The organism is Paracoccus jeotgali (genome assembly GCF_002865605.1).
Classification (GTDB): Bacteria; Pseudomonadota; Alphaproteobacteria; order Rhodobacterales; family Rhodobacteraceae; genus Paracoccus; species Paracoccus jeotgali.
In genome coordinates, this window is record NZ_CP025583.1 from 2,883,822 (window position 1) to 2,908,840 (window position 25,019).

At 66.7% G+C, this 25,019-nt stretch carries 24 protein-coding genes and 1 tRNA gene; 16 read left to right on the forward strand and 9 right to left on the reverse strand.

The genetic code is table 11. The features are described from left to right. Window position 1: 1 nt before the first annotated feature. The 7 genes from CYR75_RS13870 (at window position 2) to CYR75_RS13900 (ending at window position 6,521) form a co-directional block, all read left to right on the forward strand. Window positions 2-391 (forward strand): ectoine synthase, encoded by a 390-nt coding sequence (locus tag CYR75_RS13870; protein ID WP_101500586.1) that lies wholly within the window; start codon window positions 2-4, stop codon window positions 389-391. Window positions 392-401: 10 nt separating this feature from the next. Continuing rightward, window positions 402-1,841: an aspartate kinase gene (locus CYR75_RS13875; RefSeq protein WP_101501060.1), complete on the forward strand. Its 1,440-nt coding sequence runs from the start codon at window positions 402-404 to the stop codon at window positions 1,839-1,841. Between the two features lie 277 nt (window positions 1,842-2,118). After that, window positions 2,119-3,291: a nucleotide sugar dehydrogenase gene (locus tag CYR75_RS13880; RefSeq protein ID WP_404825354.1), complete on the forward strand. Its 1,173-nt coding sequence runs from the start codon at window positions 2,119-2,121 to the stop codon at window positions 3,289-3,291. Further along, window positions 3,291-4,352, forward strand: a complete 1,062-nt coding sequence (locus tag CYR75_RS13885; protein ID WP_101500587.1) for a glycosyltransferase family 2 protein — start codon at window positions 3,291-3,293, stop codon at window positions 4,350-4,352. The genes CYR75_RS13880 and CYR75_RS13885 overlap by 1 nt, the downstream gene beginning before the upstream one ends. Before the next feature lie 177 nt (window positions 4,353-4,529). Next, the gene (exbB, locus tag CYR75_RS13890) at window positions 4,530-5,243 is read left to right on the forward strand and encodes a tonB-system energizer ExbB (protein ID WP_225972743.1); all 714 of its coding nucleotides are present in this window, start codon (window positions 4,530-4,532) and stop codon (window positions 5,241-5,243) included. 1 nt (window position 5,244) lies between these two features. Next, entirely contained in the window at window positions 5,245-5,664 is a 420-nt protein-coding gene (gene exbD / locus CYR75_RS13895; protein ID WP_101500589.1) for a TonB system transport protein ExbD, read from the forward strand. A gap of 11 nt (window positions 5,665-5,675) precedes the next feature. After that, window positions 5,676-6,521 carry a hypothetical protein gene (locus tag CYR75_RS13900; protein ID WP_158644663.1) on the forward strand — a complete coding sequence of 282 codons (846 nt, stop codon included), beginning with the start codon at window positions 5,676-5,678 and terminating at the stop codon, window positions 6,519-6,521. 3 nt (window positions 6,522-6,524) lie between these two features. Here CYR75_RS13900 and CYR75_RS13905 read toward each other — a convergent pair whose 3' ends face one another. Continuing rightward, window positions 6,525-7,322, reverse strand: coding sequence for an ABC transporter permease (locus CYR75_RS13905; RefSeq protein ID WP_101500591.1), 798 nt, complete (start codon window positions 7,320-7,322; stop codon window positions 6,525-6,527). 179 nt (window positions 7,323-7,501) lie between these two features. Here CYR75_RS13905 and CYR75_RS13910 point away from each other — a divergent pair, with 179 nt between their 5' ends. From CYR75_RS13910 to CYR75_RS13920, 3 genes are all read left to right on the forward strand, one after another. Beyond that, complete coding sequence (locus CYR75_RS13910; protein WP_158644664.1) at window positions 7,502-9,094, forward strand: hypothetical protein; 1,593 nt, start codon at window positions 7,502-7,504, stop codon at window positions 9,092-9,094. A gap of 9 nt (window positions 9,095-9,103) precedes the next feature. Next, complete coding sequence (locus CYR75_RS13915; RefSeq protein WP_101500593.1) at window positions 9,104-9,763, forward strand: ABC transporter ATP-binding protein; 660 nt, start codon at window positions 9,104-9,106, stop codon at window positions 9,761-9,763. Window positions 9,764-9,882: 119 nt separating this feature from the next. After that, entirely contained in the window at window positions 9,883-10,386 is a 504-nt protein-coding gene (locus CYR75_RS13920; protein ID WP_101500594.1) for a superoxide dismutase family protein, read from the forward strand. 149 nt (window positions 10,387-10,535) lie between these two features. Here the strand turns inward: CYR75_RS13920 and CYR75_RS13925 are convergent, their stop codons facing one another. Further along, the gene (locus tag CYR75_RS13925) at window positions 10,536-11,414 is read right to left on the reverse strand and encodes a 2-dehydro-3-deoxygalactonokinase (protein ID WP_158644665.1); all 879 of its coding nucleotides are present in this window, start codon (window positions 11,412-11,414) and stop codon (window positions 10,536-10,538) included. Window positions 11,415-11,538: 124 nt separating this feature from the next. On the opposite strand from CYR75_RS13925, the gene mtgA reads away from it, so the two are divergent. Further along, complete coding sequence (gene mtgA, locus CYR75_RS13930; RefSeq protein ID WP_101500596.1) at window positions 11,539-12,258, forward strand: monofunctional biosynthetic peptidoglycan transglycosylase; 720 nt, start codon at window positions 11,539-11,541, stop codon at window positions 12,256-12,258. Window positions 12,259-12,382: 124 nt separating this feature from the next. On the opposite strand, the gene rlmN is transcribed toward mtgA, so the two are convergent. Next, on the reverse strand, window positions 12,383-13,570 hold the full coding sequence (gene rlmN, locus CYR75_RS13935) for a 23S rRNA (adenine(2503)-C(2))-methyltransferase RlmN (RefSeq protein ID WP_101500597.1): 1,188 nt from the start codon (window positions 13,568-13,570) through the stop codon (window positions 12,383-12,385). 97 nt (window positions 13,571-13,667) lie between these two features. Continuing rightward, entirely contained in the window at window positions 13,668-14,201 is a 534-nt protein-coding gene (locus CYR75_RS13940) for an invasion associated locus B family protein (RefSeq protein WP_101500598.1), read from the reverse strand. Between the two features lie 145 nt (window positions 14,202-14,346). Here CYR75_RS13940 and CYR75_RS13945 point away from each other — a divergent pair, with 145 nt between their 5' ends. Further along, the gene (locus CYR75_RS13945; protein ID WP_101500599.1) at window positions 14,347-15,333 is read left to right on the forward strand and encodes an asparaginase; all 987 of its coding nucleotides are present in this window, start codon (window positions 14,347-14,349) and stop codon (window positions 15,331-15,333) included. A gap of 81 nt (window positions 15,334-15,414) precedes the next feature. On the opposite strand, the gene ykgO is transcribed toward CYR75_RS13945, so the two are convergent. After that, complete coding sequence (ykgO, locus tag CYR75_RS13950; RefSeq protein ID WP_042245282.1) at window positions 15,415-15,540, reverse strand: type B 50S ribosomal protein L36; 126 nt, start codon at window positions 15,538-15,540, stop codon at window positions 15,415-15,417. 80 nt (window positions 15,541-15,620) lie between these two features. Continuing rightward, window positions 15,621-15,695 (reverse strand) — tRNA-Val (locus CYR75_RS13955). A 163-nt stretch (window positions 15,696-15,858) separates the two neighbouring features. Between CYR75_RS13955 and CYR75_RS13960 the strand changes: the two genes are divergently transcribed. Further along, window positions 15,859-16,737, forward strand: a complete 879-nt coding sequence (locus CYR75_RS13960) for an N-formylglutamate amidohydrolase (RefSeq protein WP_101500600.1) — start codon at window positions 15,859-15,861, stop codon at window positions 16,735-16,737. Between the two features lie 197 nt (window positions 16,738-16,934). Here CYR75_RS13960 and CYR75_RS13965 read toward each other — a convergent pair whose 3' ends face one another. From CYR75_RS13965 to CYR75_RS13975, 3 genes are read right to left on the reverse strand one after another with little or no spacing between them, the layout of a single operon-like run. Then, window positions 16,935-19,334, reverse strand: coding sequence for a copper amine oxidase (locus CYR75_RS13965; RefSeq protein WP_192876660.1), 2,400 nt, complete (start codon window positions 19,332-19,334; stop codon window positions 16,935-16,937). A 20-nt stretch (window positions 19,335-19,354) separates the two neighbouring features. After that, window positions 19,355-20,761, reverse strand: a complete 1,407-nt coding sequence (locus CYR75_RS13970; RefSeq protein WP_101500601.1) for an aldehyde dehydrogenase family protein — start codon at window positions 20,759-20,761, stop codon at window positions 19,355-19,357. A 48-nt stretch (window positions 20,762-20,809) separates the two neighbouring features. Continuing rightward, a complete protein-coding gene (locus tag CYR75_RS13975; protein ID WP_101500602.1) occupies window positions 20,810-21,730 on the reverse strand; it encodes a helix-turn-helix domain-containing protein in 921 nt (306 codons plus the stop codon). Window positions 21,731-21,934: 204 nt separating this feature from the next. Between CYR75_RS13975 and CYR75_RS13980 the strand changes: the two genes are divergently transcribed. The 3 genes from CYR75_RS13980 (at window position 21,935) to CYR75_RS13990 (ending at window position 24,947) form a co-directional block, all read left to right on the forward strand. Then, complete coding sequence (locus tag CYR75_RS13980) at window positions 21,935-22,927, forward strand: TRAP transporter substrate-binding protein (protein WP_101500603.1); 993 nt, start codon at window positions 21,935-21,937, stop codon at window positions 22,925-22,927. A 77-nt stretch (window positions 22,928-23,004) separates the two neighbouring features. Beyond that, a complete protein-coding gene (locus CYR75_RS13985) occupies window positions 23,005-23,628 on the forward strand; it encodes a TRAP transporter small permease (RefSeq protein ID WP_101500604.1) in 624 nt (207 codons plus the stop codon). After that, the gene (locus tag CYR75_RS13990; protein WP_101500605.1) at window positions 23,625-24,947 is read left to right on the forward strand and encodes a TRAP transporter large permease; all 1,323 of its coding nucleotides are present in this window, start codon (window positions 23,625-23,627) and stop codon (window positions 24,945-24,947) included. Before CYR75_RS13985 ends, CYR75_RS13990 begins: the two co-directional genes overlap by 4 nt. Window positions 24,948-25,019: the final 72 nt, after the last annotated feature.

A 25,019-nucleotide genomic window follows, 5' to 3' on the forward strand; every position in this document is an offset into this window, starting at 1 on the left:
CATGATCGTTCGTGATTTCCACAAGCTGAAGAACACCGACAAATCGGTCAGCGATGCGCGCTGGAACAGCGTGCGGATGCTGCTGGCCGATGACGGGATGGGGTTTTCCTTCCACATCACCACGCTGGAAGCCGGGTCGGAGCATACCTTCCACTACAAGAACCACTTCGAAAGCGTCTATTGCATGTCGGGCAAGGGCAGCATCACCGATCTGGCCACTGGCGAGACGCACGAGATCCGCCCCGGCGTCATGTATGCCCTGAACCTGCATGACCGCCACACCCTGCGGGCCGAGGAAGAGCTGGTCATGGCCTGCTGCTTCAACCCGCCCGTGACCGGGACCGAGGTTCACCGCGAAGACGGCAGCTATGCCGCTGCAGACGAAACCTGAAGGGGACATCATGACCACAGCCGGACACACAGTCGAAAAGATCGGCGGCACCTCGATGTCGCGCCTGGATCAGCTGCGCGAGACGCTGCTGATCGGCGCGCGCGAAGGCGACGATCTGTATGGGCGGGTCTTTGTCGTCTCGGCCTTTGGCGGCATCACCAACCTGCTGCTGGAACACAAGAAATCGGGCGAGCCGGGGGTCTATGCCGCCTTCGCCAATGCGCCCGAGGGGCATGGCTGGCTGGAAAAGCTGGACCGGGTGGCGGTCGCGATGCGCGCCGCACATGCCAAGGTGCTGGACCACCCCGCCGATCTGGCGCAGGCGGATGATTTCGTCCGCGACCGGATCGAGGGCGCGCGGTCCTTCCTGATCGACATGCAGCGCCTGTCCAGCTATGGCCATTTCCGGCTGTCGCGGCAGATGCAGATCATCCGCGAGCTGCTGTCCGGTCTGGGTGAGGCGCACTCCGCCTTTACCGCGACCCAGCTTCTGCGCCGTTTCGGCGTGGCGGCGCGGTTCGTCGATCTGACCGGCTGGCGGGACGAGCGTGAGCTGTGCCTGACCGAGCGGTTGCAGGACGGCATGAAGGGCGTCGATCTGTCCACCGAAATGGCCATCGTCACCGGCTATGCACAATGCACCGAAGGGCTGATGGCCGAGTTCGATCGCGGCTATTCCGAGGTGACCTTTTCGCGGCTGGCGGCGCTGACCGGCGCGACCGAGGCGATCATCCACAAGGAATTCCACCTCTCCTCGGCCGATCCGGGGCTGGTCGGGGCCGATCAGGTCCGCAAGCTGGGCCACACGAATTACGACGTCGCCGACCAGCTTGCCAATCTGGGGATGGAGGCGATCCACCCCAAGGCCGCGCAGTCGCTGCGCCAGGCCCAGATCCCGCTGCGCGTGACCAACGCCTTTGAGCCCGACGACCCCGGCACGCTGATCGACGAGGCCCCGGCCGACAAGGCCGCCGCCGAGATCGTCACCGGGCTGCCGGTCATCGCGCTCGAACTGTTCGAGCCGGACATGGTCGGCGTCAAGGGCTACGACGCCGCCATCCTCGAGGTGCTGCGCCGTCACAAGGCGTCCATCGTGTCGAAAAGCTCGAACGCCAACACCATCACGCATTACCTCGACGTGTCGCTGAAGATCGCCCGCCGGATCGAGGCCGATCTGCAAGACGCCTATCCCACCGCCCAGGTGACGACGCGGCAGGCGGCCATCGCCTCGGTCATCGGCCGCGACCTGCGCGGGCTGAACGCCCTGCTGCGCGGGCTGCGGGCGCTGGACGAGGCGGGGATCGAGGTCATCGCCGCGCAGCAACCCAGCCGCTGCGTCGATGTGCAATACGTCATCCCCCGCGACGGGCTGAACGAGGCCATCAAGGCGCTGCATCACGAGCTATGCGCCGAGACCCACAAGCCGCTGCTGGCCGTCACCGCGGCCTGAGCAGCTTTGCAAGGGCCGGTCCGGGGTGTCACATCGCCCGGACCGGCCCTTGCGTCTGAACCGGGGGCGTCCCCGTCCGACCGTGACGGCCACGGCAGGGTGTCCGATCCACCGGATCGCTTGCGACACTCCCGCTTTTCTGAAAACCTTCCGCCCACCCCTTGTCAGTCAAGGCTTTTTCGGGGATGAAAATCGCGCCGCGCCTTTGTCGCGGCATGATCGCCGCGCACCTGCGCGTGCCCTGAAGGACAAGGCCGGCGCGCTGCCGGGAAGGTGAATGATGACCAGAATTGCGGTTGCGGGTTTGGGCTATGTCGGCCTGTCGAATGCGGTTCTGCTGGCGCAGCACAATCGGGTGACGGCGCTGGATGTCACGCCCGAGCGGGTGGCGATGGTCAATGACGGCGTCTCGCCCATCGAGGACGCCGATATCACCGCCTATCTGGCCGGTAACGACCTCGATCTCAGCGCGACGCTGGACCCTGAGCAGGCTTACGCGGGCGCGGAATATGTCGTGGTCTCCACGCCGACCAATTACGACCCGCGCAGCAACCGCTTTGACACCTCGACGGTCGAACATGTGCTGACCGACATCCACCGCATCAATCCCGACGCGGTGGCGGTCATCAAATCCACCATCCCCGTCGGCTTCGTCGACCGCATGCGCGAAGAACTGGACTGGCCGAACATCATCTTCTCGCCCGAGTTCCTTCGCGAGGGGCAGGCCCTGCACGACAACCTGCACCCGTCCCGCATCGTCGTGGGCGAACGGTCCGAGCGCGGCCGCCGCTTCGCCGATCTGCTGGTGCAGGGCGCGATCCGCAAGGACATGCCGGTGCGCTTCTGCGGCTCGGTCGAGGCCGAGGCGATCAAGCTGTTTTCCAACACCTATCTTGCCCTGCGCGTGGCCTATTTCAACGAGCTTGACAGCTATGCGCTGGCCCATGGCCTGAACTCGCGCGAGATCATCGAAGGCGTCTGCCTCGACCCGCGGATCGGCGACCATTACAACAATCCCAGCTTCGGTTACGGCGGCTATTGCCTGCCCAAGGACACCAAGCAACTGCTGGCCAATTACGACCAGATCCCGCAGAACCTGATCTCGGCCATCGTCGAATCCAACCGCACCCGCAAGGATTTCGTCTCGGACCAGATCGTGGCGCGCAAGCCTTCGGTGGTCGGCGTCTATCGGCTGGTGATGAAGGCCGGCTCGGACAATTTCCGCGACAGTTCGGTGCAGGGCATCATGAAGCGGATCAAGGCCAAGGGGATCGAGGTCATCGTCTATGAACCGGTGCTGGACGACGATTTGTTCTATAACAGCCGCGTCGTCCGCGATCTGGAGGCGTTCAAGGCCGAAAGCGACCTGATCCTTGCCAACCGGCAGGCGCCGGAGCTGTCGGATGTGGTGGACAAGGTCTATACCCGCGACCTCTTCGGCGTCGATTGATGGCCGAGGCTGCGCCAAATCGGGTCCTGTCGGTCACGACGCAGCGCAATGAAGGCCCCTATCTGCTGGAATGGCTGGCCTGGCACCGCCTGCTGGGCGTGACCGATTTCCTGGTCTTTTCCAATGATTGCGAGGATGGCTCCGACCGGCTGCTGGACCTGCTGGCGGGCCATGGCGTGGTCACGCATCTGCCCAACCGCCCGCCCGAGGGGCGCTCGGTCCAATGGAGCGCGCTGGATCAGGCGTGGCGGCACCCCGCGCGCAAGGCCGCCGACTGGATGCTGATTTCGGATCTGGACGAGTTTCCGGTGATCCATACCGGCGCGGGTCGGATTGCCGATCTGCTGGCGGCGCTGCCGGATGGCGCCGAGGCGGTCGCTCTTGGCTGGCGGCTGTTCGGCGCGAACGGCATCGCCCAGATCAGCGACGCGCCGGTGACGGCGCAGTTCACCCGCTCGGCCCCGCCCGAGATGATCCACCCCATCGCCGGCACCTTCTTCAAATCGCTCTTCCGCCCGGCCAGCTTTGCCCGCCCCGGCGTCCACCGCCCGCGCCACCGCAAGGACAGCGCGCCGCTGTGGGTGGACGGCTCGGGACGCACTCTGCCGCCGCTGGTGGCCGCCAATGACAAGCGCCTGTCTCTGCTGGGCGTCACCGACAGCCGCAATCTGGCCGAGATGCATCATTACTCGCTGCGCTCGGCCCAGTCCTTCCTGATCAAATCCGAACGCGGCCTGCCCAACCGGGCGGACAAGCCCGTCGACCTCGGCTATTGGGTGGCGCGGAACTTCAACACGCAACAGAACACCGCCGCCCTGCGGCTGCAGCCCGCCTTGCAGGACGAGATGGCGGCGCTGAAGGCGCTGCCCGGCGTGGCCGAGGCGCATGACCAGACGCTGCACTGGCACCAGCACCGCGCGGACCGGATCTGCCGCAGCAGCGCGGGGTATGATCTGTTCTGCAAGCTGCTGCTCGCCGCCGACAGCGCGGTGCCGACGATGCAGCGCCAGCGGCAATTGCTGGTGATGTTCCAGGCCATCAAGGCGGATGTGACGAGCTAACCGCGCGGCCGTCACAGGTCGTTGACGAAAACAGGCTTGCTTACTATGGACGCGACAGGGCCAGCCACCTGCAAGCCGTCCATGACCCTTGCCGCAGCGGGCCGCGCGCCCGCCGAAGTGCCAGATCGGATTTGCCCCATGCGCCTTGCCCCGCCGCCTTTCGCTCTGACCGCTCCCTTGTCGCTTGCGGCGCTGGCCGCCCCGGCGCAGGCGCAGGGCGTGCTTACCGCGACCCTGCCGCGCGATCTGTCGCCGGTGGGCATGTTCCTGCAGGCCGATATCGTGGTGCAGGGGGTGATGCTGCTGCTGCTGGCGGCCTCGGTCGTGACCTGGACGGTGCTGATCGTGAAGGCGTTCGAACTGGCCGGGGCCAATGCCCGCGCCGCCGCCGGGCTGCGGCTGGTGCGCGCGGCAGGCAGTCTGGATCAGGCGGTGGCGCAGGTGCAGGGGTGGACCGACAGCACCAGCCACATGCTGCGCCTCGCCGCCTACGAGCGCGCGCGGGCCGGGGGGCCGGGGCTGCCGGGGCGGATTCAGTCGCAGCTTCAGGGGGCGGTCGGACGCGCCGGGCGGCGGGCGGCGATGGGGACGGGGATACTGGCGACCATCGGCTCGACCGCGCCCTTTGTGGGGCTGTTCGGGACGGTCTGGGGGATCATGAACAGCTTTATCGGCATCTCCGAGGCGCAGACGACCAATCTGGCCGTTGTCGCGCCGGGCATAGCCGAGGCCCTGCTGGCGACCGCGCTGGGTCTGATCGCGGCAATTCCGGCGGTGGTGATCTATAACTTCTTTGCCCGGCTGATCACCGGCTATCGCGCGCGGCTGGGCGATGTGGCGGCGGCGATCCAGCGCCTCGCCAGCCGCGACGCGGATCTGGGGCAGGCCTGACATGATGGGCGGGCCAGAGGATGACGAACTGACCGAGCAGCACGAGATCAACGTCACGCCCTTTATCGACGTGATGCTGGTGCTGCTGATCATCTTCATGGTCGCGGCGCCGCTGGCCACGGTCGATCTCAATGTCGATCTGCCCGCCGCCCGCGGCGCGGCCTCGCCCCGGCCCGAGCAGCCGCTCTATGTCACCATTGCCGCGGACGGGGGGATCAGCATCGGCGATCAGGCGGTGGCGGAGGCGGCGCTGATCGCGGCGCTCGAGGCCGCGACCGGCGGCGACCGTCAGGCGCGGCTGTTCCTGCGCGGCGACCGCAGCATCAGCTATGGGCAGGTGATGGGGGTCATGTCGCGGATGCGCGATGCGGGCTGGACGCGGATCGCGCTGGTCGGGCTGGATCAGGGCGCGGCGCCGTGACGGCGGGGTTTATGCTCGACACTCTGAAATGGACCTGCGCGGCGGGGCTGATCGCGCTGGCCCATCTGGCCGCGATCCGGCTGAGCGAGGCCGGCGAAGGCGGCACCGAGGCACTGATTGAGCCGGTCTTTGTCGAGCTGGTCATGCCGGAGGCAGAGCCGCAGCCGGTGCCAGTGGCGGCGTCGAGCGCGGAGAGCGGCACGCCTAGGGACGATCCCGCCGCAGCCGAGGCCGCGCCGGATCAGGCCATGCCCGAGCTCGCTATTCCCTTCACCCCGCTACCCTCGATCAATGCGGCACAGCTTCTGCCTGAGCCTGATGCTCCGACGCCCGAAGTTCCGGACTTCGTCCTGCCACCGATGCAGACGCTTCCGCCCTCTACAGATTTTGCGGAATTGATCGACCTGCAGCCGCGCCTGATCCGCTCTCAGCGCCCCGCCGCGCGGCCCCGACAGCCGGAGCCGGCACTACAGCGACAGGCTGCGCCGAAACCGGCGGCCACCCCCGACGCAGCCACGCGCCAACCTAGTTCGCCGGCCGCGCAGGGGGTGCCGTCACAGCCTGCCCGTGCCGCGCCCTCGGCCGGGGCGCGTCAGAATTGGCAACGACAGGCGGGCGCCATGATCGCGCGTCACATGCAGCGGACGCGGCTGGGGGCGGGGCGGGGCAGCGTCACCGTGCAGCTTGCGATCACCGTGGGGGCGGGCGGCACGATCCAGGCGCAGCTGGCCAACTCGACCGGCGACGCGCGCCATGACAGCGCGATCTCTCGGCAGGCGGCGCGCCTGCCGCGCGTCCCGCCGCCGCCCGGCGGCCAGCCGGTCCGCATGGTCCTGCCGATTCGCATCGACCTGTAGCGGCTACATCTGATCCAGCAGGTCGCGGTGATAGCGCAGCAGCAGCGCCAGCGAGACCGCGATCAGCGTCAGGCTGACCCCGAAGACATAGCTCAGGCTGACATAATCGGCGTGATAGGATGGATAGAACCCCGCCCGCATCTGCCCCACCACATGCACGAGCGGGTTGTACCACAGATAGTCGCGGTAAGGCTGCGGGATCGAATCGAACAGGAAGATCACGCAGCTGATGATGAAGAGCGGCCGGTTGATGATCGCCCACGCCTTCTGCCAGATCGGCATGTAGTTGAACAGAAAGCAGTTCATCATCCCGACCCCCAGGCCAAAGGTCGCCGCCATGCTGATGCTCAGCGCGATCTTGGGCAGGTCCGGATCGGTGCGGGTGTCAAAGACGGTCACGATGCCGAAAAAGACGATATAGACCACCAGCAACTGCGCGATCATGTTGGTGACGAAACGTGCGATGATCGCGTCGAAGAACGTGACCGAGGGGTAGACCAGCAGCTGCCGCGAATACCCGAGGGCTTGGGCGATCTTGCTCGCGATATCGTTATACAGCATGAAGGGTACGACGCCGGTCGCGTAGAAGATGGCGAAGTTGGTGCCCATCGGCGGGCTGCGGAAGGCCAGCGAAAAGATCAGCGTCAACATGATGATACCGCCGACCGGCTCGAGCACGGCCCACAGATATCCGCCCGGCGTCTTGCCATAGCTGGACGACATCTCGCGCATGACGAGGGCGCCGATGGCGCGGAGGGTCGAGAATTTGCGGGTCGAACCGACGGTGCGCAAGCTTGTCATGTCAGGATCCGGTGTGGCATCGACGGGGCAGCGCCGGACCCTGATCGCCGGGCCGGACGCCGCAAGGAACTATGGACATCGTTCCGCTGCTATGTAGGAAGGGGACGGAAATTACAACGCCTGCCCGCCAGACAGAAGGCTTGTCGCGCATGTCGAACCAGACACCAGGACCGCAACCCGTGCCCGCCAACGCGGCGCAGGGCGAGGGCGCCAATCCCGCCCCGGCCAAGGCCGCGCCGGCGGCTGCGGCTGCAAAGCCTGCGGTGGCGGCGGTGCCCTCGGCGGGCGGTCCCGCAGCGGCGCCGCAATCGGGTGCGGCGAAGCCTGCGCCGCAGCCGGCGAGTGCGGCACCTGCGGCCAATCCTTCGGCCAATCCCGTGCCGCAACCCAAACCTCAAGCGGCCGAGGCGGCCCCCACCGCGAAATCTGCCGCGCAACCTGCGCCTGCGCCCAAACCCGCAGCCGCCAGCCCCGCCGCAGCCCCAGCAGCCCCAGCAGCGCCCAAACCCGCCGCAGCACCCGCTGCCGCCAATCCCGCGCCCCAGCCTGCCGGTGCCGCCGCACGACCCGCCGCCGCCCCGCTCCCCGGTGCGCGGCCTGCTGCCGCACGGCCAGCCGGTCCCGGCGTTGGCGCCGCTGCCCCCGTCATCCCGGTCTTGCCGCCCGCCCGTCCCGCCAAGGTCGAGCGCCGTCACCGTATCGTGGCGCTGTCCTTCGTGCTGGCGGTGCTGTTGCCGCTGCTGGCCTGCGGGGTCTATCTGTGGGGCTATGCCAAGGATCAATACGCCTCGTATCTGGGCTTTTCGGTCCGCAGCGAAAGCGGCACGGCGGGCGCCATCGACCTGCTGGGCGGCATCACCGGGCTGGGCGAAAGCTCGACCTCGGACCCGGACATCCTCTACAAGTTCCTGACCAGCAGCGAGCTGGTGCAGCGCGTCGATGAAAAGCTTGACCTCGTCAACATCTGGTCGCAGCCCGAGAACGATCCGATCTTTGCCTATCACGGCGATCACCGGGTCGAGCAGCTGACCAATCACTGGCGCCGCATGGTCAAGGTCCATACCGATTCGGGGATGCTGGATGTCCGCGTCCTCGCCTTCGATCCGGAAGACGCCTATGCGGTGACGCAGCAGATCTTTGACGAAAGCTCGGCGATGATCAACGAGCTGAACGCCGTCGCCCGCGAGGACAGCATCCGCAATGCGCGGGTCGAGCTGGACAAGGCGGTCGAGCGTCTCAAGCTCGCCCGCCAGACCATGACCGAGTTCCGCGACCGCTATCAGCTGGTCGATCCGGTCGCCGATGTGCAGCAGCAGGTGGGTATTCTGAACTCGCTGCAGCAGCAGCTGGCCGAGGCGCTGATCCAGCGCGGCATCCTGCAATCCAACGCCCGCGGCAACGATCCGCGCATCGAACAGGCCGCGCTGCGCATCAACGTCATCCGCGAGCAGATCGACCAGGAGCGCCGCAAATTCGGCGGCCAGTCCTCGGATGGCGAGCAGCTTTCCTCCGTCGTGGGCGAATATGAACGGCTGGTCGTAGACCGCGAATTCGCCGAGCGGACCTATACCGCCGCGCTGGCCGCCTATGATCTGGCGCAGGCGCAGGCGCAGCAGAAAAGTCGCTATCTGGCCGCCTATGTGCGCCCGACGCTGGCGCAGATGCCGGAATATCCGCAGCGGCTCAAGCTGTTCCTGATCACGGGCAGCTTTTTGCTGCTGATCTGGACCATCGGCGTGCTGGTCTATTACAGCGTCCGGAACCGTCGCTAGGTCACCGCCATGATCCGGCTGCAGAACCTGACCAAGACCTACTACCTGAACGGGCGGCAAAAGACCGTCGCCGACAACATCACGCAGGTCTTTCCGACCGGGGCCTCGGTCGCGCTGATGGGGCGCAACGGGGCCGGCAAGTCGAGCCTGCTGCGGATGATCTCGGGCGGGCTGCTGCCGACCTCGGGCAAGATTTATTCGACCGGGACGATTTCCTGGCCGGTGGGGTTTGCCGGATCGTTTCACGGCGAGCTGACGGGGTCGCAGAATGTCCGCTTTGTCGCCCGCATCTATGGCATCGACAGTCAGGAGATGCTGGATTTCGTCGAGGATTTCGCCGATCTGGGCCAGCATTTCCATCTGCCCTTCCGCACCTATTCCTCGGGGATGCGCTCGCGGCTGGCCTTCGGGGTGTCGATGGCGGTGCCCTTCGACACCTATCTGATCGACGAGGTGACCTCGGTCGGGGATGCGAATTTCCGCGCGAAAAGCAACGAGGTGCTGCATGCGCGGCTGGCCAATGCGGGGGCGGTCGTCGTCTCGCACGGGCTGGGGATGCTGAAAGAGATCTGCGATTGCGGCGCAGTGCTGGAAAACGGCAAGCTGACTTTCTACAACGACCTGCAGGACGCCATCGACCACCACACCGCAAACATGACCCGGCGCTGACGCGCTGGCCTGTGAACGCCCGCGACCGACGCCGGGCGGAACAATCCCGGTGCTGCATGGTTGCCCTTCATTGCACGGGTCGCGTGATCGCGGCCGGGATGACAGGAAGGGATTTCGACATGAAGATGATCTGGACACTCGGGTTTGCTGCATTTCTGGCCCAAGGCGCCGTTGCGGCCGAGGTGACGGCGACGGTCAAGAACACCGAGGGCAGCGATCTCGGCACGGTGAATGTCAGCGACACGCCCTCGGGGACGGCGCTGGCGCGGATCAAGCTGACCAACCTGCCGGCCGGCGTCCACGGCATCCACCTGCACGAGACGGGCGATTGCAGCGCGCCGGACTTCAAATCGGCGGGCGGGCACATCGCCGGCGACCGGTCGCATGGCGTTATGGTCGAGGGCGGGCCGCATCCGGGCGACATGCCGAACCTGACCGTGCCAGACAGCGGCGATGCCGAGCTCGAGGTGTTCCTGCCTGGCCTGAACGTCGAGGAGCATCTGCTGGACGCGGACGGCGCGGCCTTTGTCATGCATTCCGGCGCCGATGATTACGAATCCCAGCCCGCCGGCGATTCCGGCGACCGCATCGCCTGCGGCGTCTTTGCCCAGCCGGGCGGCTGAGGAAATCTGCGTTTTTGCATCGCCCGCCGTTGCGCCTTGGTGCGCAGCGGCGGGCGTCTCTTGTGGGGGTGTGTTGGGGGGCGGCGAGGGGCAGTCGGCAGGGTTCAGCCCTACCGACCTCAACGACAGCCGAAGCAGGCGTGCCGACCTCAGTTCATCTGCCTGACCTTGCGCCACGCCTCACTCAGGCCCGCCAGCGTTGCGGCGGTCGCATCGCCCTTCAGCGGCCCCACCCCCTGCCGATCGAGCGCGCGGTGATAGTGCGGCGCCAGCGCATCCGCGCCCAGGATCAGCACCTTCTGCCCCAGCCACATCGCCCGTGACGCCCCCAGATCCAACCCGATCACCAGCCCCGCAAGCCAGCCCGCCACATGGCCGGGGTTCGCGTTTTCGGTCATCGCCTCGACCCGCAGGCGGAACAGCCGGCCCCATGCGGCATGAGGGCGGGACAGGGACAGGTCGAGTGCCTCGTCAAAGGCGGTTTCATCGAAGGCATTATCCTGACCGAGCAGGCTGAAACGCAGGGCGGTCTCCTGCGACAGCGCCTGCAGAATATCCGACGTCATCACCGTCTGGACGTGGCAGATCTCGCCCGCCGAGACGCGCACCCAGCGCGTGTGATGGCCCGGCAGGCAAACCACCCCATCGAAATCCGGCGCGGCGAGCAGCAGCCCGGCGAGGCGCGTTTCGTCGCCGCAGATCAGGTCCGGCGGATCGGCCTGCGTGATCCCGGCCACCATCCGCAGGCTGCGCCCGTCCGCGCCTTCGGGAACCGTCACCAGCGGCAGGGGCAGCGCCGGGCAGGGGACGCGGCGGGTCGCCGCGTCGATGCCGTCACGGGGCGGGTCGCGCATCCCGCAGGCGATCACCGGCACCTGCGGCCAGCCGGACAGCAATTGCGCCAGCGTGGCCTCGAATCCCTCGCGGCGGTCGAGGCTTCGCGTCTCGACGGGGTCATCGCCGCGCATGGCCCAGGCGCGCAGGGTCCGGGGGCCGGACTCGGCGGCGATCCAGTCGGCATCGGTCATGGTGTTCCTCTCATGCGTAAGCCTGTGGCGCTGGCCGGGGCAACCTGCCTGCCACCCACGCCGCGCGTCAACCCCGCGGCCCCGGCCCTTGACGATCCGCGCCCTCGCGTGACACGAGGCGCTCATGCACCGCGCCGTTCCGCCTGACCATGCCGACGAGTTTGCGCCCGCGCCCCGGCGCCGGTTCCGGCCGCTGCGCTGGTTGGGGCGGTGGCTGCGCTTTCTGCTGCTGCGGGTGTTGATCGCCGCCTTCGGGATGGTAGTGATGTTTGCGCTGATCAACCCGCCGACGACGCTGACCATCCTGCAGGCATCGCGCGATTACCCCATCGTTCAGCGCGAATGGACGCGGATGCAGGACATCGCGCCGGTCATGGCGCGGTCGGTAGTGGCGGCCGAGGACGCCAATTTCTGCCGGCACTGGGGCTTTGACATGGTCGAGATCCGGCGCGTCATCGCCTCGGGTCGGTCGGGCGGGGCGTCGACCATCACGCAGCAGGTGGTCAAGAACACCTATCTTTGGCAGGGTCGCAGCTGGCTGCGCAAGGCGGCCGAGGCGGTGCTGACGCCCGCCGTCGAGGCGGTGTGGACCAAGCGGCGCATCCTGGAGGTGTATCTGAACGTGGCCGAGTTCGGCCCCGGCGTCTTTGGCATCCACGCCGCCGCCGCGCATCACTTCAACACCACGCCCGACGCGTTGAGCGCCACGCAGGCGGCGCGGCTGGCGGCCGTGCTGCCCTCGCCCAAGAAACGCAGCCCGACCGCCGCGAGCAAACGCTCGCGCAGCATCGCGGACGGGGCGGCGACCATCGCGCGTGACGGGCGCGATGGGTGTTTTCGGTAGAGCGGAAAGCGTCGGGGGATCGGGTCAGCGATCGGGCTGAGCCCATTCGTGGACTGACACGGATGGGGCTGTTCGATGACAGCGCGCTATCAAGCCACGATCAGCCGCGCCCCCGCCAACCCGATCAGGCTGACGCGCCCTCGCCTCCGGCTTCGGCGGCGATCTGGGCGCGGGATTTGCGGCCGCGCTCGGTGGCGGATTTCAACTGGCCGCAGGCGGCCATGATGTCCTCGCCGCGCGGGGTGCGGATGGGGCTGGCGTAACCGGCCTTGTAGATGATGTCGGCGAAGGCCTCGATCCGCTCCCAACTGCTGCGCTTGTAGGGCGCGCCGGGCCATTCGTTGAAGGGGATCAGGTTGATCTTGGCCGGAATTCCACGGATCAGGCGGATCAGGCGGCGGGCGTCCTCGTCACTGTCGTTGACGCCGTCCAGCATCACATATTCGAAGGTGATGCGTTCGCTGTTCGACAGCCGGGGATAGTCGCGCAGCGCGTCCAGCAGCGCCTGGATGTTCCAGCGCTTGTTGATCGGCACCAGAATGTCGCGGACCTCGTCGGTGGTGGCGTGAAAGCTGACGGCGAGCTGGCAGCCGATCTCTTCGGCGGTGCGGGCAATCTCTGGCACCACGCCCGAGGTCGACAGCGTGATCCGGCGCCGCGACAGGGACAGCCCTTCATTGTCCATGACCACGCGCATGGCGTCGCGGACGGATTCGAAATTATACAGCGGCTCGCCCATGCCCATCAGCACGACATTGCTGACCAGCCGGGTTTCGTCCTTGGGCTGGCCGGGTTCCGGCCACTCGCCCAGATCGTCGCGGGCCAGCATGACCTGCCCGACGATCTCGGCCGGGGTCAGGTTGCGGACCAGCTTTTGCGTGCCGGTGTGGCAGAACGAGCAGGTCAGCGTGCAGCCGACCTGGCTGCTGACGCAGAGCGTGCCGCGGTTTTCCTCGGGGATATAGACCGCCTCGACCTCGTGGCCGCCGGCGATCCGCAGCAGGTATTTCCGCGTCCCGTCGGCCGAGACCTGACGGGTGACGACCTCGGGCAGGGCGATCTCGAACCGCTCGGCCAGCAGGGCGCGGTAATCCTTGGCGAGGTTGGTCATCAGCGCAAAGTCGCGCACGCCCCAATGATAGACCCATTGCCAGATCTGGCCCACGCGCATCCGGGCCTGACGCTCGGGCGTTCCAGCCTGAATCAGGGCCTGCTGCAACTGGTCGCGGGTCAGGCCGACGATGTTCAGCCGACCCGAGTCGGGCAGCTTGCGTGGAATGGTCAGCACGTCTTGCGTGATCGGGGCGGTCATGGCGGCAAAATCCCTGGGAAGGGGCCAGACATAAGCAGAAAAGGCCCGCCAATCAAGCCGGGCCTTTCGTTTCAGCGTTATTGCGCGTCGAAGCGGCTTACTGGCAGCGGGCCTTGGCGGCGTTGGTGGCCGCGGTGATGCCCGACAGGCTGAAGGTGTCGACGGTCTGGGTGCCGCGCGACGACACCGCCGTCAGCGTGACGCTGGACCCGGCGCGAAGCGCGGCGATCAGCTTGGCATCCTCGGCCGAAGAGCCGGTCCAGGCGTTCTCGCCCTCGGTGAACAGGTCGAATTTCTGGCCGCCGACATCGACCTTGACCGTCGAGCCGGGCTTGAAGGGATAGCCGCCGGTAAAGCTGACCTCGCCCGCCGCGCCGGGACGATAGGCGACATACAGCCGGATATCGCCGCGCTGCACCTCGACCACTTGGCCGTCCTTGGTGTTGCGGGTCGATTTCGGCGGCGAGACCGCCCAGCATTCCTTGGGATTGCTGCCGGCAAACACCGTCCAATCGCCCTCGGTCGCGACGACATTGGTCGATTCCTGCGCCATGACGGGCGCGACCGACGTGGCCAGCGCGGTTGCGACGGCGATGATTGCGGCAGCGCCGCGCAGCGATGTGATGGTCATGTTCTGCCTCCTGCCCGATGGCGTTCTTGACGATGCCTGTGGTCAATGTTCCGTTTCGCCGCCAAGATAGCGCCAAATCGCCGGGCGAAAAAACCCCAATCGGCAGGAAATCGCGCAATTGTCAGTTAAAAGAAGGGAAAGGCCGATGGCGGCAGCGGAAATGATCGAATTGTGGCGGGGCGATCTGCGCGAGGGCGTGCATCGCGGCCATGCGGTGATCCATGACGGGCGCGACATCGTCGGCGCCTGGGGCGATCCGCAGGCGATCATCTTTCCGCGCTCGTCCTGCAAGATGGTGCAGGCGCTGCCGCTGCTGGAATCGGGCGCGGCGGCGGCGGCGGGCTTGGGTCCGCAGGAACTGGCGCTGAGCTGCGCCTCGCATAACGGCGCGGCGCTGCATGTGGGCAAGGTGGGCGCGTGGCTGGACGGGCTGGGGCTGGCCGACAGCGATCTGCGCTGCGGCTGCCACATGCCCTGGGACCGGGACGAGGCGCGGCGGCTGACCTGTTCGGACCACAAGCCGAACCAGCTGCACAACAACTGCTCGGGCAAACATGCCGGGTTTCTGACCTGGACCCGCCACGCCAAGGCCGGGCCGGACTATGTCGAACCCGACCACCCGTTGCAGCAGGCGATCCGGCAGGCCACCGCCGAGGTCTCGGCCGAGGAACCGGCGGGCATGGGCATCGACGGCTGCTCGGCCCCGAACTTCGCCGGCTCGATCACCGGGCTGGCGCGGTCGATGGCGGCCTTCGCCCAGCCCGCCGCCGATGCGCGCGGCCGCGCGATGGAGAGCCTTGTGCAGGCGATGTGCGCCTATCCCGAGCTGGTCGCGGGCGAGGGGCGCGCCTGCACCGAGCTGATGCGGGCGATGGGCGGCCACGTCGCCGTCAAGACCGGGGCCGAGGCGGTCTATATCGCGATCATCCCCGAAAAGCGTCTGGGCGTCGCGGTCAAGATCGTCGACGGCGCCACGCGAGCGTCCGAGGCCGCGATCACCGCGCTGCTGGTGCATCTGGGCGTGCTGGACGCCGCCCATCCCGTCGTCGGGCGGCTGCTGACCGACCCGATGCGGAACTGGCGCGGCATGGCCGTGGGCGGTCTGCGCCTGTCGCCGGGCTTCCCGGTCTGACAGGCGGGGGGCCAGACATGGAAAAACCCGCCGGTGAGGGCGGGTTTTTCTGTCTGCGGCCCAAGCTGGCCCGGTGTCGTCTTAGCCCTGACGGGCCTTGAAGCGACGATTCGTCTTGTTGATGACGTAAATCCGGCCCTTGCGGCGCACCACCTGACAATCGCGGTGGCGGCTCTTGAGCGAGCGGAGCGAGTTGCGAACCTTCATCGGTCTCTCCTCATCGCGGCGCTCAGCCAAGCGCCTTGAAACTGAAATACCCCCGGCCCATGTCCGGGGGCGGTGAAAAATGGTGGGCGGTACTGGGATCGAACCAGTGGCCACTACGATGTCAACGTAGTGCTCTACCGCTGAGCTAACCGCCCGATAGCCGCGCCGATCCGCACCCGAAGGGGCCGCAATCGCCTTGGTTCGGGGGTCTATATAGGCAGTCCGCAGCGGTTTCAAGACGGTTGGCGACAGAAAAGCGCGCCGATATAAACGAAGTCCGGCCGCCTGTGGCAGCCGCGCCGCGACAAGGGGTATCCGATGCCATCCCGAGCCACGACCGAGGAAGATCTTGCCCCGGAATTGCTGCGCCCGGCGCGGTGGGAAAGCGGCGTCATCGTCTGCTCGCCCCATTCCGGGCGCGATTATCCCCAGTGGTTTCTGGACGAAAGCCACCTGACCATGGTCGAGCTGCGCTCGTCCGAGGATGCCTTCATGGACCGGATGATCCGGCCCGCGCTGGCGGCAGGGGCGGTCACGCTGACCGCACGCGTCCCGCGCAGCATCGTCGATCTGAACCGGGCGGCGCAGGAATTCGACCCGCTGACGCTGACCTGCCGCAGCGGCAAGCCGGCCTCGCCCCGCGCGCTGGCCGGCCTGGGGGTGATTCCGCGCGTGGTCGCGGGCGGGCGCCCGATTCGCGCCCGGCCCATCGCGCTGGCCGAGGCCAAGCGCCGAGTCGAGACCTATTGGCGGCCCTATCACGCGACCCTGCGCGGCCTGATCGACGAGGCGCGGGCGCGATTCGGCGGGGTCATCGTGCTGGACATGCATTCGATGCCGCATGACGCGATCTCGCATCTGGTCGGGCCGCTGCCGCAGGTGGTGCTGGGCGACCGGCACGGGCAGGGCTGCGGGCCGGTGCTGCGCGACCGGCTGGCCGGGCTGATCCGGGATGCCGGCTTTCGCTTTCGGCTGAACGCGCCTTTTTCCGGGGCCTATATGGTGTCGAATTACGGCCGCCCGGCGCAGAACGTGCATGTGATGCAGATCGAGATCGACCGCGCCATGTATCTGGACGCGCAGCGGATGCAGCCCTCGGCGGGTTACGAGGCCTGCGCGGCGCGGGTGGGGCGGTTTCTGGAACGCGCGGCGCGGCTGCACCCCTCCGAAGGCGCGACCTCGCTGGCGGCGGAGTAGCGGGGCGGGTTAGCCTGACAGGGCGGGACGTAGCTGCCCGCTTTCTGTTCCGGGCGCGGACTGGGGTTGCGGCGTGGCCGCGAGGGTCTGCGTGACGATGACCCTCCAGCACCTTTCGCGCCACAATTTTCACCGAGACCGCGCAACAGAAAGGGGCGGGGCGCACGCGCCCCGCCCCCCGGTTCAGTCTGCGCCCCTTACTGCGCGGGCGTCGGCGCTGGCGCGGTGTCGAGGGTCTGCGCGTCCTGACCCTGCAGCACCTCTTGCGCCTCGCTCAGCGCCTCGCGCGCGGCTTCGGCGGCGGCGTCGGCGGCCTCGGTGGCTTCCTCGGCCGTCACCTCGGCGGCGGTTTCGGCGCCGCCGAGCGCGGCGTCGAGCGCCTGGTCCAGCGTGTCGCTCGCCGGTTCTGCGTTAGCGTCGGCGTCGGCCTCACCCTCAGCCTCAGCCTCAGCCTCGGTCGCGGTGTCGGCAGCCCCATCCGCCGCAGGTGCCGTCGCATCGGCGGCGGCGTTTTCGGCCGCAGCCTCGTCACCGGCCTTGTCGGTGATGTCGGTCTCGGTCGCTTCGGTGGCGGCTTCCTCGGCGCTGTCGGGAAGGGCGGCCTCGTCGCTGGCCGGCAGGCGGATGGTTGCCGCCGGGTTCATGGCGAAGAAGTTCATCGGCATGATGTGGATGGTCTTCCAGTCGGTCGACATGACCGGCCAGTCCTCGGTCCGCGGGATGTGGTGGAAGCCCGCCGTGAACCACGACACGATGTCGGCGTTCTCCAGCGACTGGTCGTCCTCGACCCACTGCGCCAGCGTGTCGGTGCCGTCCGACTGCATCGCGAAGGTGCCGCCGGCATAGCGCTGATCGGGGTCATAGACCGTGTTCCACAGGCTGTATTCCAGATAGCGGTTGCGCTTGAAGGGCGGGTCGTTGTCGAAATCATAGGGCCCGTAGGCGACATTGCCGTGATGGATCATATAGGCCGGGTTGTGGCCAAGCGGCCCCTTGCGGTCGTGATTCATCACATGGAAATAGCGCGGCTTGAAGGCGCTGAAGGTATAGCGCGCGTTCAGTTCCGAATCGGCCATCACCTCTTTCACCTGCCACATCGACTTGCGCGGCACGTCGGGCAGGTTTTCCGCCGGCACGATGTCCAGCGTCGAGGCCATGTTCGCCGGCTGATCGACGTCGAAATCGAGGCGGAAGTTGAAGTAGTGGTCGTGATTCGGCGCGATCAGATGCGGCGCGATCAGGCTGCCGTATTTCGTATCTTCTTCGGCGGTCGGATCGTCCATATGGGTCGTGGCCGACCCCTTGACCGCGTCCAGCCCGGTGGCGCCGATCTGGATCTCGATCTGGCCGTTCTGCTTGAAGCGGTAGTCGATCAGATAGTCATAATTCCCGACCTCGGAGGCGGTGCGGACGACCAGTTCGGTTTCCGGCCGGCCCTCGGCGGGGGTGAACTGGTTCTCGCCCTGGGCGAAGACCTCGAAATGGCGCCATGCCGGGTCGCCGATATTGCGTTCGAAGATACAGACGGCGTCCGGGATCTCCAACGGGTTGCCGGCATCGTCATTGACCACGGCCGGCAGGAAGGTCGCGAATGAGGGGCAGTCCACATCGCGCCGCAGCGGCGTCAGGAACAGACCGAAGCCGTATTCGCCGCTGTCCATATAGGTGCGCCAATACCAGCCCTCGGACGGGTCCATGTAAGGCACGAAGACCTCGGACAGATGCGCCTGATAGAGCACGCTGCGCCATTCCTCGCCGTCCTTCACGTCCACCTCGGACAGGACCAGGCCGGGGCGCTTGTCGGTGCGCCAGCGGAAGCGCCAGATGTCCCAGTTGACGAGGCCGTCCTCCATGGTGAAGTTCGGGCCGCCTTCCTGCACCAGATGGGGCGGGTTGCCCCGGTCGCGGAGCGGCGCGCGTTCGGCGATCTCGGCCTCGGTATAGCCCCAGTTGTCGGTGGGCGCGGGCAGTTCGCCGATGTCGATGACGTCGACGACCTTGGATTGCTGCAGATCGACCATCGCATACAGCCCCTCGAGAGGCTTTGCATACCAGTTCGAGCTTTCGGACGGCGCCTTGTAGCAGGGCACCTTCATCATCCGCGTGCCTTCATATTCCGGGGTCAGGAAGTTGCCGGCAGTCAGCGGCAGGCAGAACGCCTCGTCGGCCTTGACGCCGCGCTTTTCCAGCCCCTCGACCATGCGCGGATCGGACAGCGCGACCTGCATCGCCTTCATGAACTCGCCGAACAGGATCATCGGCTGGCCTTCTGTCGGCGCGCTTTCCTCGACGCTGCCGGCGGTCAGGTTGACGATGGCGCGCTTGAACCCGTCGGGCGTGGCGTAATCGACGATGACGCGGCGGTCGAGGCTGTCGCCCGGCTGCCAGGCCAGGACCTGATCCTTGGGCGGTTCCTTCAGCTCGATCAGCGGGTAAAGCGTGTCGCCATCGGCCTCGCCCGCCTCGCGCAGGATCTCGGTGGTGCGGCGGATCTCGTCGCCGGACAAGCCGTCCAGCGGATGGGCAAAGGCCGCGCTGCCGGCCAGCGCGGCGGCAACGGTCAGCCCTGCGGCAAGTGTGGTTTTCAGAAGTCTCATGGTTTCCTCCCGTATGGCGATCAGCGGATGATCGTCTTGATGTTGGTGCATTCGCGCAGACCCTCGACGCCGAACTGGACGCCGATGCCGGATTTGCGGACCCCGCCAAAGGGGGCGTTGGGCTGGATCATGCCGTGCTTGTTGATCCAGACGGTGCCGGCGCTGATGCGGTCGGCCAGCTTGCGGGCGCGGTCGGGATCGGCCGACCAGACCGAGGCGCCCAGCCCGCATTTGTCGTCATTGGCCAGTTCGACGACCGCATCCTCGTCGCGCCAGCGGGTGATGCCGATGGCGGGGCCGAACTGTTCCAGATCATGCAGTTTCATCCCCGGCTCGACCCCGGTCAGGATGGTGGTGGGGAAGAACAGGTCGTTGCCCGAGGGCACGCCGCCGCAGACCGCCTTGGCGCCCTTGTCCAGCGCGTCCTGCACGAATTCCTTGACGATGTTGTACTGGTCGCGGTTCTGGATCGGGCCGATGACGTTGTCCTCGTCCATGCCGTCGCCCATCGGCATGGCGCGGGCGACACCGGCCAGCGCCTCGACCACCTCGTCATGCACATCGTCATGCACATACAGCCGCTTGAGCGCCGCGCAGGTCTGGCCGTTATTGATGAAGCAGCCCCAGAACAGCCCCTCGGCGATGGCCTTGGGGTCGACATCGGGCAGGACGATGCCGGGATCGTTGCCGCCCAGTTCCAGCGTCACCTGCTTGATGGTCTTGGCGGCCGATTCCATCACCTTGGACCCGGTCGGGATCGAGCCGGTGAAGCTGATCTTGTCGATATCCTCATGCGCGGTCATCAGCCGGCCGATCTCGCCTTCCGAGGCCAGCGCCTGCACCACGCCGGGCGGCAGCGCCTCTTGCATGATCTCGACCAGCCGCAGGGTCGACAGGGGGGTGTTTTCGGACGGCTTGATGATGACGCAGTTGCCGGCAAGAATGGCGGGCACGATGTGCCAGATGCCGATCAGCACCGGCCAGTTCCACGGCGTGATCGCGCCGACGACGCCGATGGGGACGCGGTGCAGCTCGACCCGGCCCTCGTCATTGTCCTGCAGCACCTCCGGTTCCAGCGTCAGGCTGGCGGTATAGCTGGTCCAGGCCTGACAGCCGCCGATCTCGAACCTTGCGCCGACGCCGTTCAGGGGCTTGCCCTGCTCCGCCGTCAGCAATTCGGCGAGTTCGGCCGCATGGTCGCCGATCAGCCCGGCGATCCGGTTGCAGGCCGCCTGCCGGTCGGCCCAGGGGGTCGCGGCCCAGCCCGGAAAGGCCCGTCGCGCGGCGGCCACGGCCCGATCCAGCGCCGCTTCGTTCGCGCCGATGGCCCGCCCGGCAACGGCGCCGGTCGAGGGGTTCATCACGTCGAAGCCGTCGCCTTCCTGATCGCGCTGCCCGTCGATGATATTGGCATAAGTCGTGGTCATTCGGTCCTCCCTGTGTGACGCGCGCTGGCGTCGCCTCGGCTGCACAGGCTAGGCGCGGGCTTGGGGCCTGTCTTGGCGAATCGCGACATTCGGGGCGGCGTCGGGCTGGGGCGCGCGGCGGTATTGCCCCGGCGTGCAGCCATGCGCGGCGCGGAAATCGCGGGTAAAGCGCGAGATGTCGGGAAAGCCCGCCGCCGCCGCGCAGGCGGTCACGGTCAAGTCGCTGCGCTGACGCAGCAGGTCGCGCACCAGCGCCATGCGCCGCGCCGCAATCGCGCCCGAGGCGGTGTCCCCGGTCGCCGCCAGCGCGCGTTGCAGGCAGCGCAGGCTGACCCCCAGCGTCTCGGCCAGCACCGCAGGCGTCAGCGCCGGGTCGCTGGCCCGCCGCGCGATCAGCCCCTGCGCCGCATCCGCCAGCCGCAGCCCGCTGTCGCCCCCGCCCTGGGCGATGGCCAGCAGCTCCGCCAGTTCGTCCACCTGACCGGCCAGCCGCCGCAAGGCCCGCCCGACCGCCCGCCCCATCACCGAATCGCCCGGCAGATGCAGCCCGCCGGCGGCGGCCTTGCCGAAAGCATCGCTCAGCGGTGCGCGGGGCAGATGCAGCGAGGCCTGGACCGAGTTCCCCTCGTACCGGAACAGCGAGGCGCGGGTCGAACTGGCCAGAAAGAAATCACCCGGCTGCAGCGTCACCTGATGGTCGCGCTGCGCCATATGCGACCGCCCGGACAGTTGCCGGATCAGGAAATAATGCGGCACATGGTCGCGCATGGCATCGGTGGCGTCGCGTTCAATGGCGCGGGCATTGGTCGCCACCCGCACCAGATCGAAACCGCCGAAACGCTCGGCCGTGACCAGACCGGCGGGCCGGGCCGCGGCATGAACCTGAAAGGCACCGCAAACGGCGCGCAGATCGCCCTGAAAACGGCGCGGATCGGCTGTCGGTGGTCGCGGTCGCCAATGTTCGGTCACGCGCCACTCCTCCCCCGGCTGTCGCGTAAACTTTCAAGTTCGAAATATAACAGGTCTAACCCGTCTTTGGTCAAGAACTGTCGGACGGAAATGCGCGGGCGAAGAAAATCGAATAGGCATCGCGCCGGTTTCGTCCTAAGACAGGAAAAGAGCGGGGTCGCGCAGCGATCCTGCCGCAAGATCAGACACTGTGGGGAGGTAAAGATGAACCGTTTCCTGACCGCCGGCATCGCGGCGATCATTTCCGTGGGCCTTGGCGCTGGCGCCTATGCCCAGGACATCACGATCAAGTTCAGCCATGTCGTCGCGCCTGATACGCCCAAGGGCAAGGGTGCCGAAAAGTTCAAGGAACTGGCCGAGCAATACACCGAGGGCAAGGTCAAGGTCGAAGTCTATCCCAACAGCCAGCTCTACAAGGACAAGGAAGAGCTCGAGGCGCTGCAGTTGGGCGCTGTCCAGATGCTCGCGCCCTCGCTGGCCAAGTTCGGGCCGCTGGGCATCCAGGATTTCGAGGCCTTCGATCTGCCCTATATCTTCGACAGCTATGACGAGCTGCGCACCGTGACCGATGGTCCGGTCGGCGCGCAGATGCTGGAAAAGCTGCAGGATAAGGGCATCACCGGCCTTGCCTATTGGGACAACGGCTTCAAGATCATGTCGGCCAACAGCCCGCTGTATACGCCGGACGATTTCCTTGGCCTGAAGATGCGCATCCAGTCGTCCAAGGTGCTGGAAGCGCAGATGAATGCGCTGGGCGCGGTGCCGCAGGTCATGGCGTTCTCGGAGGTCTATCAGGGCCTGCAGACGGGCGTCGTGGACGGGACGGAAAACCCGCCCTCGAACATGTACACCCAGAAGATGCACGAGGTGCAGAAACACGCGACGCTGTCGAACCACGGCTATCTCGGCTATGCGGTCATCGTGAACAAGAAGTTCTGGGACGACCTGCCCGAGGATGTGCGCGGCCAGCTGGAAAAGGCGATGGAAGAAGCGACCGTCTTCGCCAACGGCATCGCCAAGGACGAAAACGACGCCGCCATGCAGGCCATGCGCGACGCCGGCACGACCGAGTTCCACGAGATGACCGACGAAGAGCGTGACGCCTGGAAAGAGGTGCTGCTGCCCGTCCACGACCAGATGGCCGACCGCATCGGCGCCGATCTGATCGCCAGCATTAAGGAAGCGACCGGCGGCTGACCGGCCTTCGGACAATCGGGTGGGGCTGGTGATCCGGCCCCGCCCGCCAGACAGCGCAGCGCGAAAGGGGGCAGTCGATGCGGTTTCTTGACCGTTTCGAGGAAGGTTTCATCGTCATTCTGATGGCTGCGGCGACGATCCTGATCTTCGTCGCGGTGGCGCAGCGGTATTCGCTGGACATGACGGCGAATCTGGTGCGGGCCAGCCGCGGCTGGGAGATCCAGTGGATCAGCGATGCCTCGCGCTGGCTGTATGGCGCGCTGCGCAGCCTGAACCTGGTCTGGGCGCAAGAGGCCTGCATCTATCTGTTCGTCTGGATGGCCAAGTTCGGCGCCGCCTATGGCGTGCGCATCGGCATCCATGTCGGCGTCGATGTGCTGACCGAGCGTCTGGACGGCGCGGCCAAGACCATCGTCACCACCATCGCCATGTCGGGCGGCATCCTGTTCACCTTCATCGTGGCCTGGATCGGCTTTGACTTCGTCTGGCATGTCTACAAGAACGGGCCAATCTCGCCCGATCTCGAGATCAAGATGTGGATCATCTACCTTGCCGTGCCGCTGGGTTCGGCGCTGATGTGCTTCCGTTTCATCCAGGCGCTGTGGATGTTCCTGCGCACCGGCGAGATCGCGCATCACAGCTTTGACACCGTCGAAGGCATCGAGGAAGAGGCCGAGATCGCCGCAGAGGGAAAATCGTGACCGCACTTGCCATTTTCCTGATCCTCGCGGCGCTGCTGGTCACCGGCATGCCGGTGTCCATCGCGCTGGGGCTGACCGTGTTCAGCTTTCTGTTCGCCTTCACCGACATCCCGCTCGACAGTATCGCGCTGAAGCTGTTCACCGGAATCGAGAAGTTCGAGATCATGGCGATCCCGTTCTTCATCCTGGCCGGCAATTTCCTGACCCATGGCGGGGTGGCGCGGCGGATGATCCGATTTGCCGCCTCGATGGTGGGGCACTGGTATGGCGGCATGGGGATGGCCGCGGTGCTGTCCTGCGCGCTGTTCGCCGCGATTTCGGGCTCGTCCCCGGCCACGGTGATGGCGGTCGGCTCGATCCTGATCCCGGCCATGGTCAAGCAGGGCTATCCGCCGCAATTCGGCGTCGGCGCCATCGCGACCGCCGGCGGGCTGGGCATCCTGATCCCGCCCTCGATCGTGCTGGTGATGTATTCGGTGGCCACGACCGGCATGGTGGTGACCGGCCCCGATGGCGGGCCGGTGATGTCGGCCTCGATCGGGTCGCTGTTCATGGCAGGGGTCATTCCGGGGCTGATGCTGGCCGCGATGCTGGGCGCCACGACCTATTGGCGGGCGCGGGCCAACGACTATCCGCGCATGGACAAGGCCAGCTGGCGCGAACGCTGGGCGGCGTTCCGCGAATCGGTCTGGGGGCTGATGCTGATCGTCATCATCATGGGCGGCATCTATGGCGGCTTCTTCACCCCGACCGAGGCGGCGGCCGTCAGCGCCGTCTATGCCTTCTTCATCGCCGTCTGGGTCTACAAGGACATCCGCCTGCGCGACGTGCCGCGCGTGCTGCTGACCTCGGCCGCGATGTCGGCGATGCTGCTTTACATCATCACCAACGCGGTGATGTTCGCCTTCATCCTGACGTCCGAGCAGATCCCGCAGACGCTGTCGGCTGCCATCGTCGATCTGGGCTTTGGCAAGATCGGCTTCCTGCTGATCGTCAACGTCATGCTGCTGATGATCGGCATGGTGATGGAGCCGTCGGCCATCGTGCTGATCATGGCCCCGATCCTGTATCCGGTCGCCGTCAAGCTGGGCGTCGATCCGGTGCATTTCGGGATCATGATGGTGGTCAACATGGAGATCGGGCTGTGCACCCCGCCGGTGGGGCTGAACCTCTATGTCGGCTCGGCCATCTCGCAGCTGGGCCTGACCGAGGTCAGCCGCGCCGCGCTGCCCTGGCTGCTGACCGCGCTGACCTTCCTGATGCTGGTTACTTACATCCCGGCCATATCGCTCTGGCTGCCGCGGATGCTGGGAATGTGACGCGGGGCGCTTTGGACTGGAACATTTCGAACTTGAAATGAATTGACGAAGCGCCTAGCGTAGCCCCAGACG

Bases quoted from the DNA above. Each gene is read 5' to 3' on its own strand.
- CYR75_RS13870 (WP_101500586.1), top strand. From the start codon at position 2: ATGATCGTTCGTGATTTCCACAAGCTGAAGAACACCGACAAATCGGTC.
- CYR75_RS13875 (WP_101501060.1), top strand. From the start codon at position 402: ATGACCACAGCCGGACACACAGTCGAAAAGATCGGCGGCACCTCGATG.
- CYR75_RS13880 (WP_404825354.1), top strand. From the start codon at position 2,119: ATGATGACCAGAATTGCGGTTGCGGGTTTGGGCTATGTCGGCCTGTCG.
- CYR75_RS13885 (WP_101500587.1), top strand. From the start codon at position 3,291: ATGGCCGAGGCTGCGCCAAATCGGGTCCTGTCGGTCACGACGCAGCGC.
- exbD (WP_101500589.1), top strand. From the start codon at position 5,245: ATGATGGGCGGGCCAGAGGATGACGAACTGACCGAGCAGCACGAGATC.
- CYR75_RS13900 (WP_158644663.1), top strand. From the start codon at position 5,676: ATGCTCGACACTCTGAAATGGACCTGCGCGGCGGGGCTGATCGCGCTG.
- CYR75_RS13905 (WP_101500591.1), bottom strand. From the start codon at position 7,322: ATGACAAGCTTGCGCACCGTCGGTTCGACCCGCAAATTCTCGACCCTC.
- CYR75_RS13915 (WP_101500593.1), top strand. From the start codon at position 9,104: ATGATCCGGCTGCAGAACCTGACCAAGACCTACTACCTGAACGGGCGG.
- CYR75_RS13920 (WP_101500594.1), top strand. From the start codon at position 9,883: ATGAAGATGATCTGGACACTCGGGTTTGCTGCATTTCTGGCCCAAGGC.
- CYR75_RS13925 (WP_158644665.1), bottom strand. From the start codon at position 11,414: ATGACCGATGCCGACTGGATCGCCGCCGAGTCCGGCCCCCGGACCCTG.
- mtgA (WP_101500596.1), top strand. From the start codon at position 11,539: ATGCACCGCGCCGTTCCGCCTGACCATGCCGACGAGTTTGCGCCCGCG.
- rlmN (WP_101500597.1), bottom strand. From the start codon at position 13,570: ATGACCGCCCCGATCACGCAAGACGTGCTGACCATTCCACGCAAGCTG.
- CYR75_RS13940 (WP_101500598.1), bottom strand. From the start codon at position 14,201: ATGACCATCACATCGCTGCGCGGCGCTGCCGCAATCATCGCCGTCGCA.
- CYR75_RS13945 (WP_101500599.1), top strand. From the start codon at position 14,347: ATGGCGGCAGCGGAAATGATCGAATTGTGGCGGGGCGATCTGCGCGAG.
- ykgO (WP_042245282.1), bottom strand. From the start codon at position 15,540: ATGAAGGTTCGCAACTCGCTCCGCTCGCTCAAGAGCCGCCACCGCGAT.
- CYR75_RS13960 (WP_101500600.1), top strand. From the start codon at position 15,859: ATGCCATCCCGAGCCACGACCGAGGAAGATCTTGCCCCGGAATTGCTG.
- CYR75_RS13965 (WP_192876660.1), bottom strand. From the start codon at position 19,334: ATGAGACTTCTGAAAACCACACTTGCCGCAGGGCTGACCGTTGCCGCC.
- CYR75_RS13970 (WP_101500601.1), bottom strand. From the start codon at position 20,761: ATGACCACGACTTATGCCAATATCATCGACGGGCAGCGCGATCAGGAA.
- CYR75_RS13980 (WP_101500603.1), top strand. From the start codon at position 21,935: ATGAACCGTTTCCTGACCGCCGGCATCGCGGCGATCATTTCCGTGGGC.
- CYR75_RS13985 (WP_101500604.1), top strand. From the start codon at position 23,005: ATGCGGTTTCTTGACCGTTTCGAGGAAGGTTTCATCGTCATTCTGATG.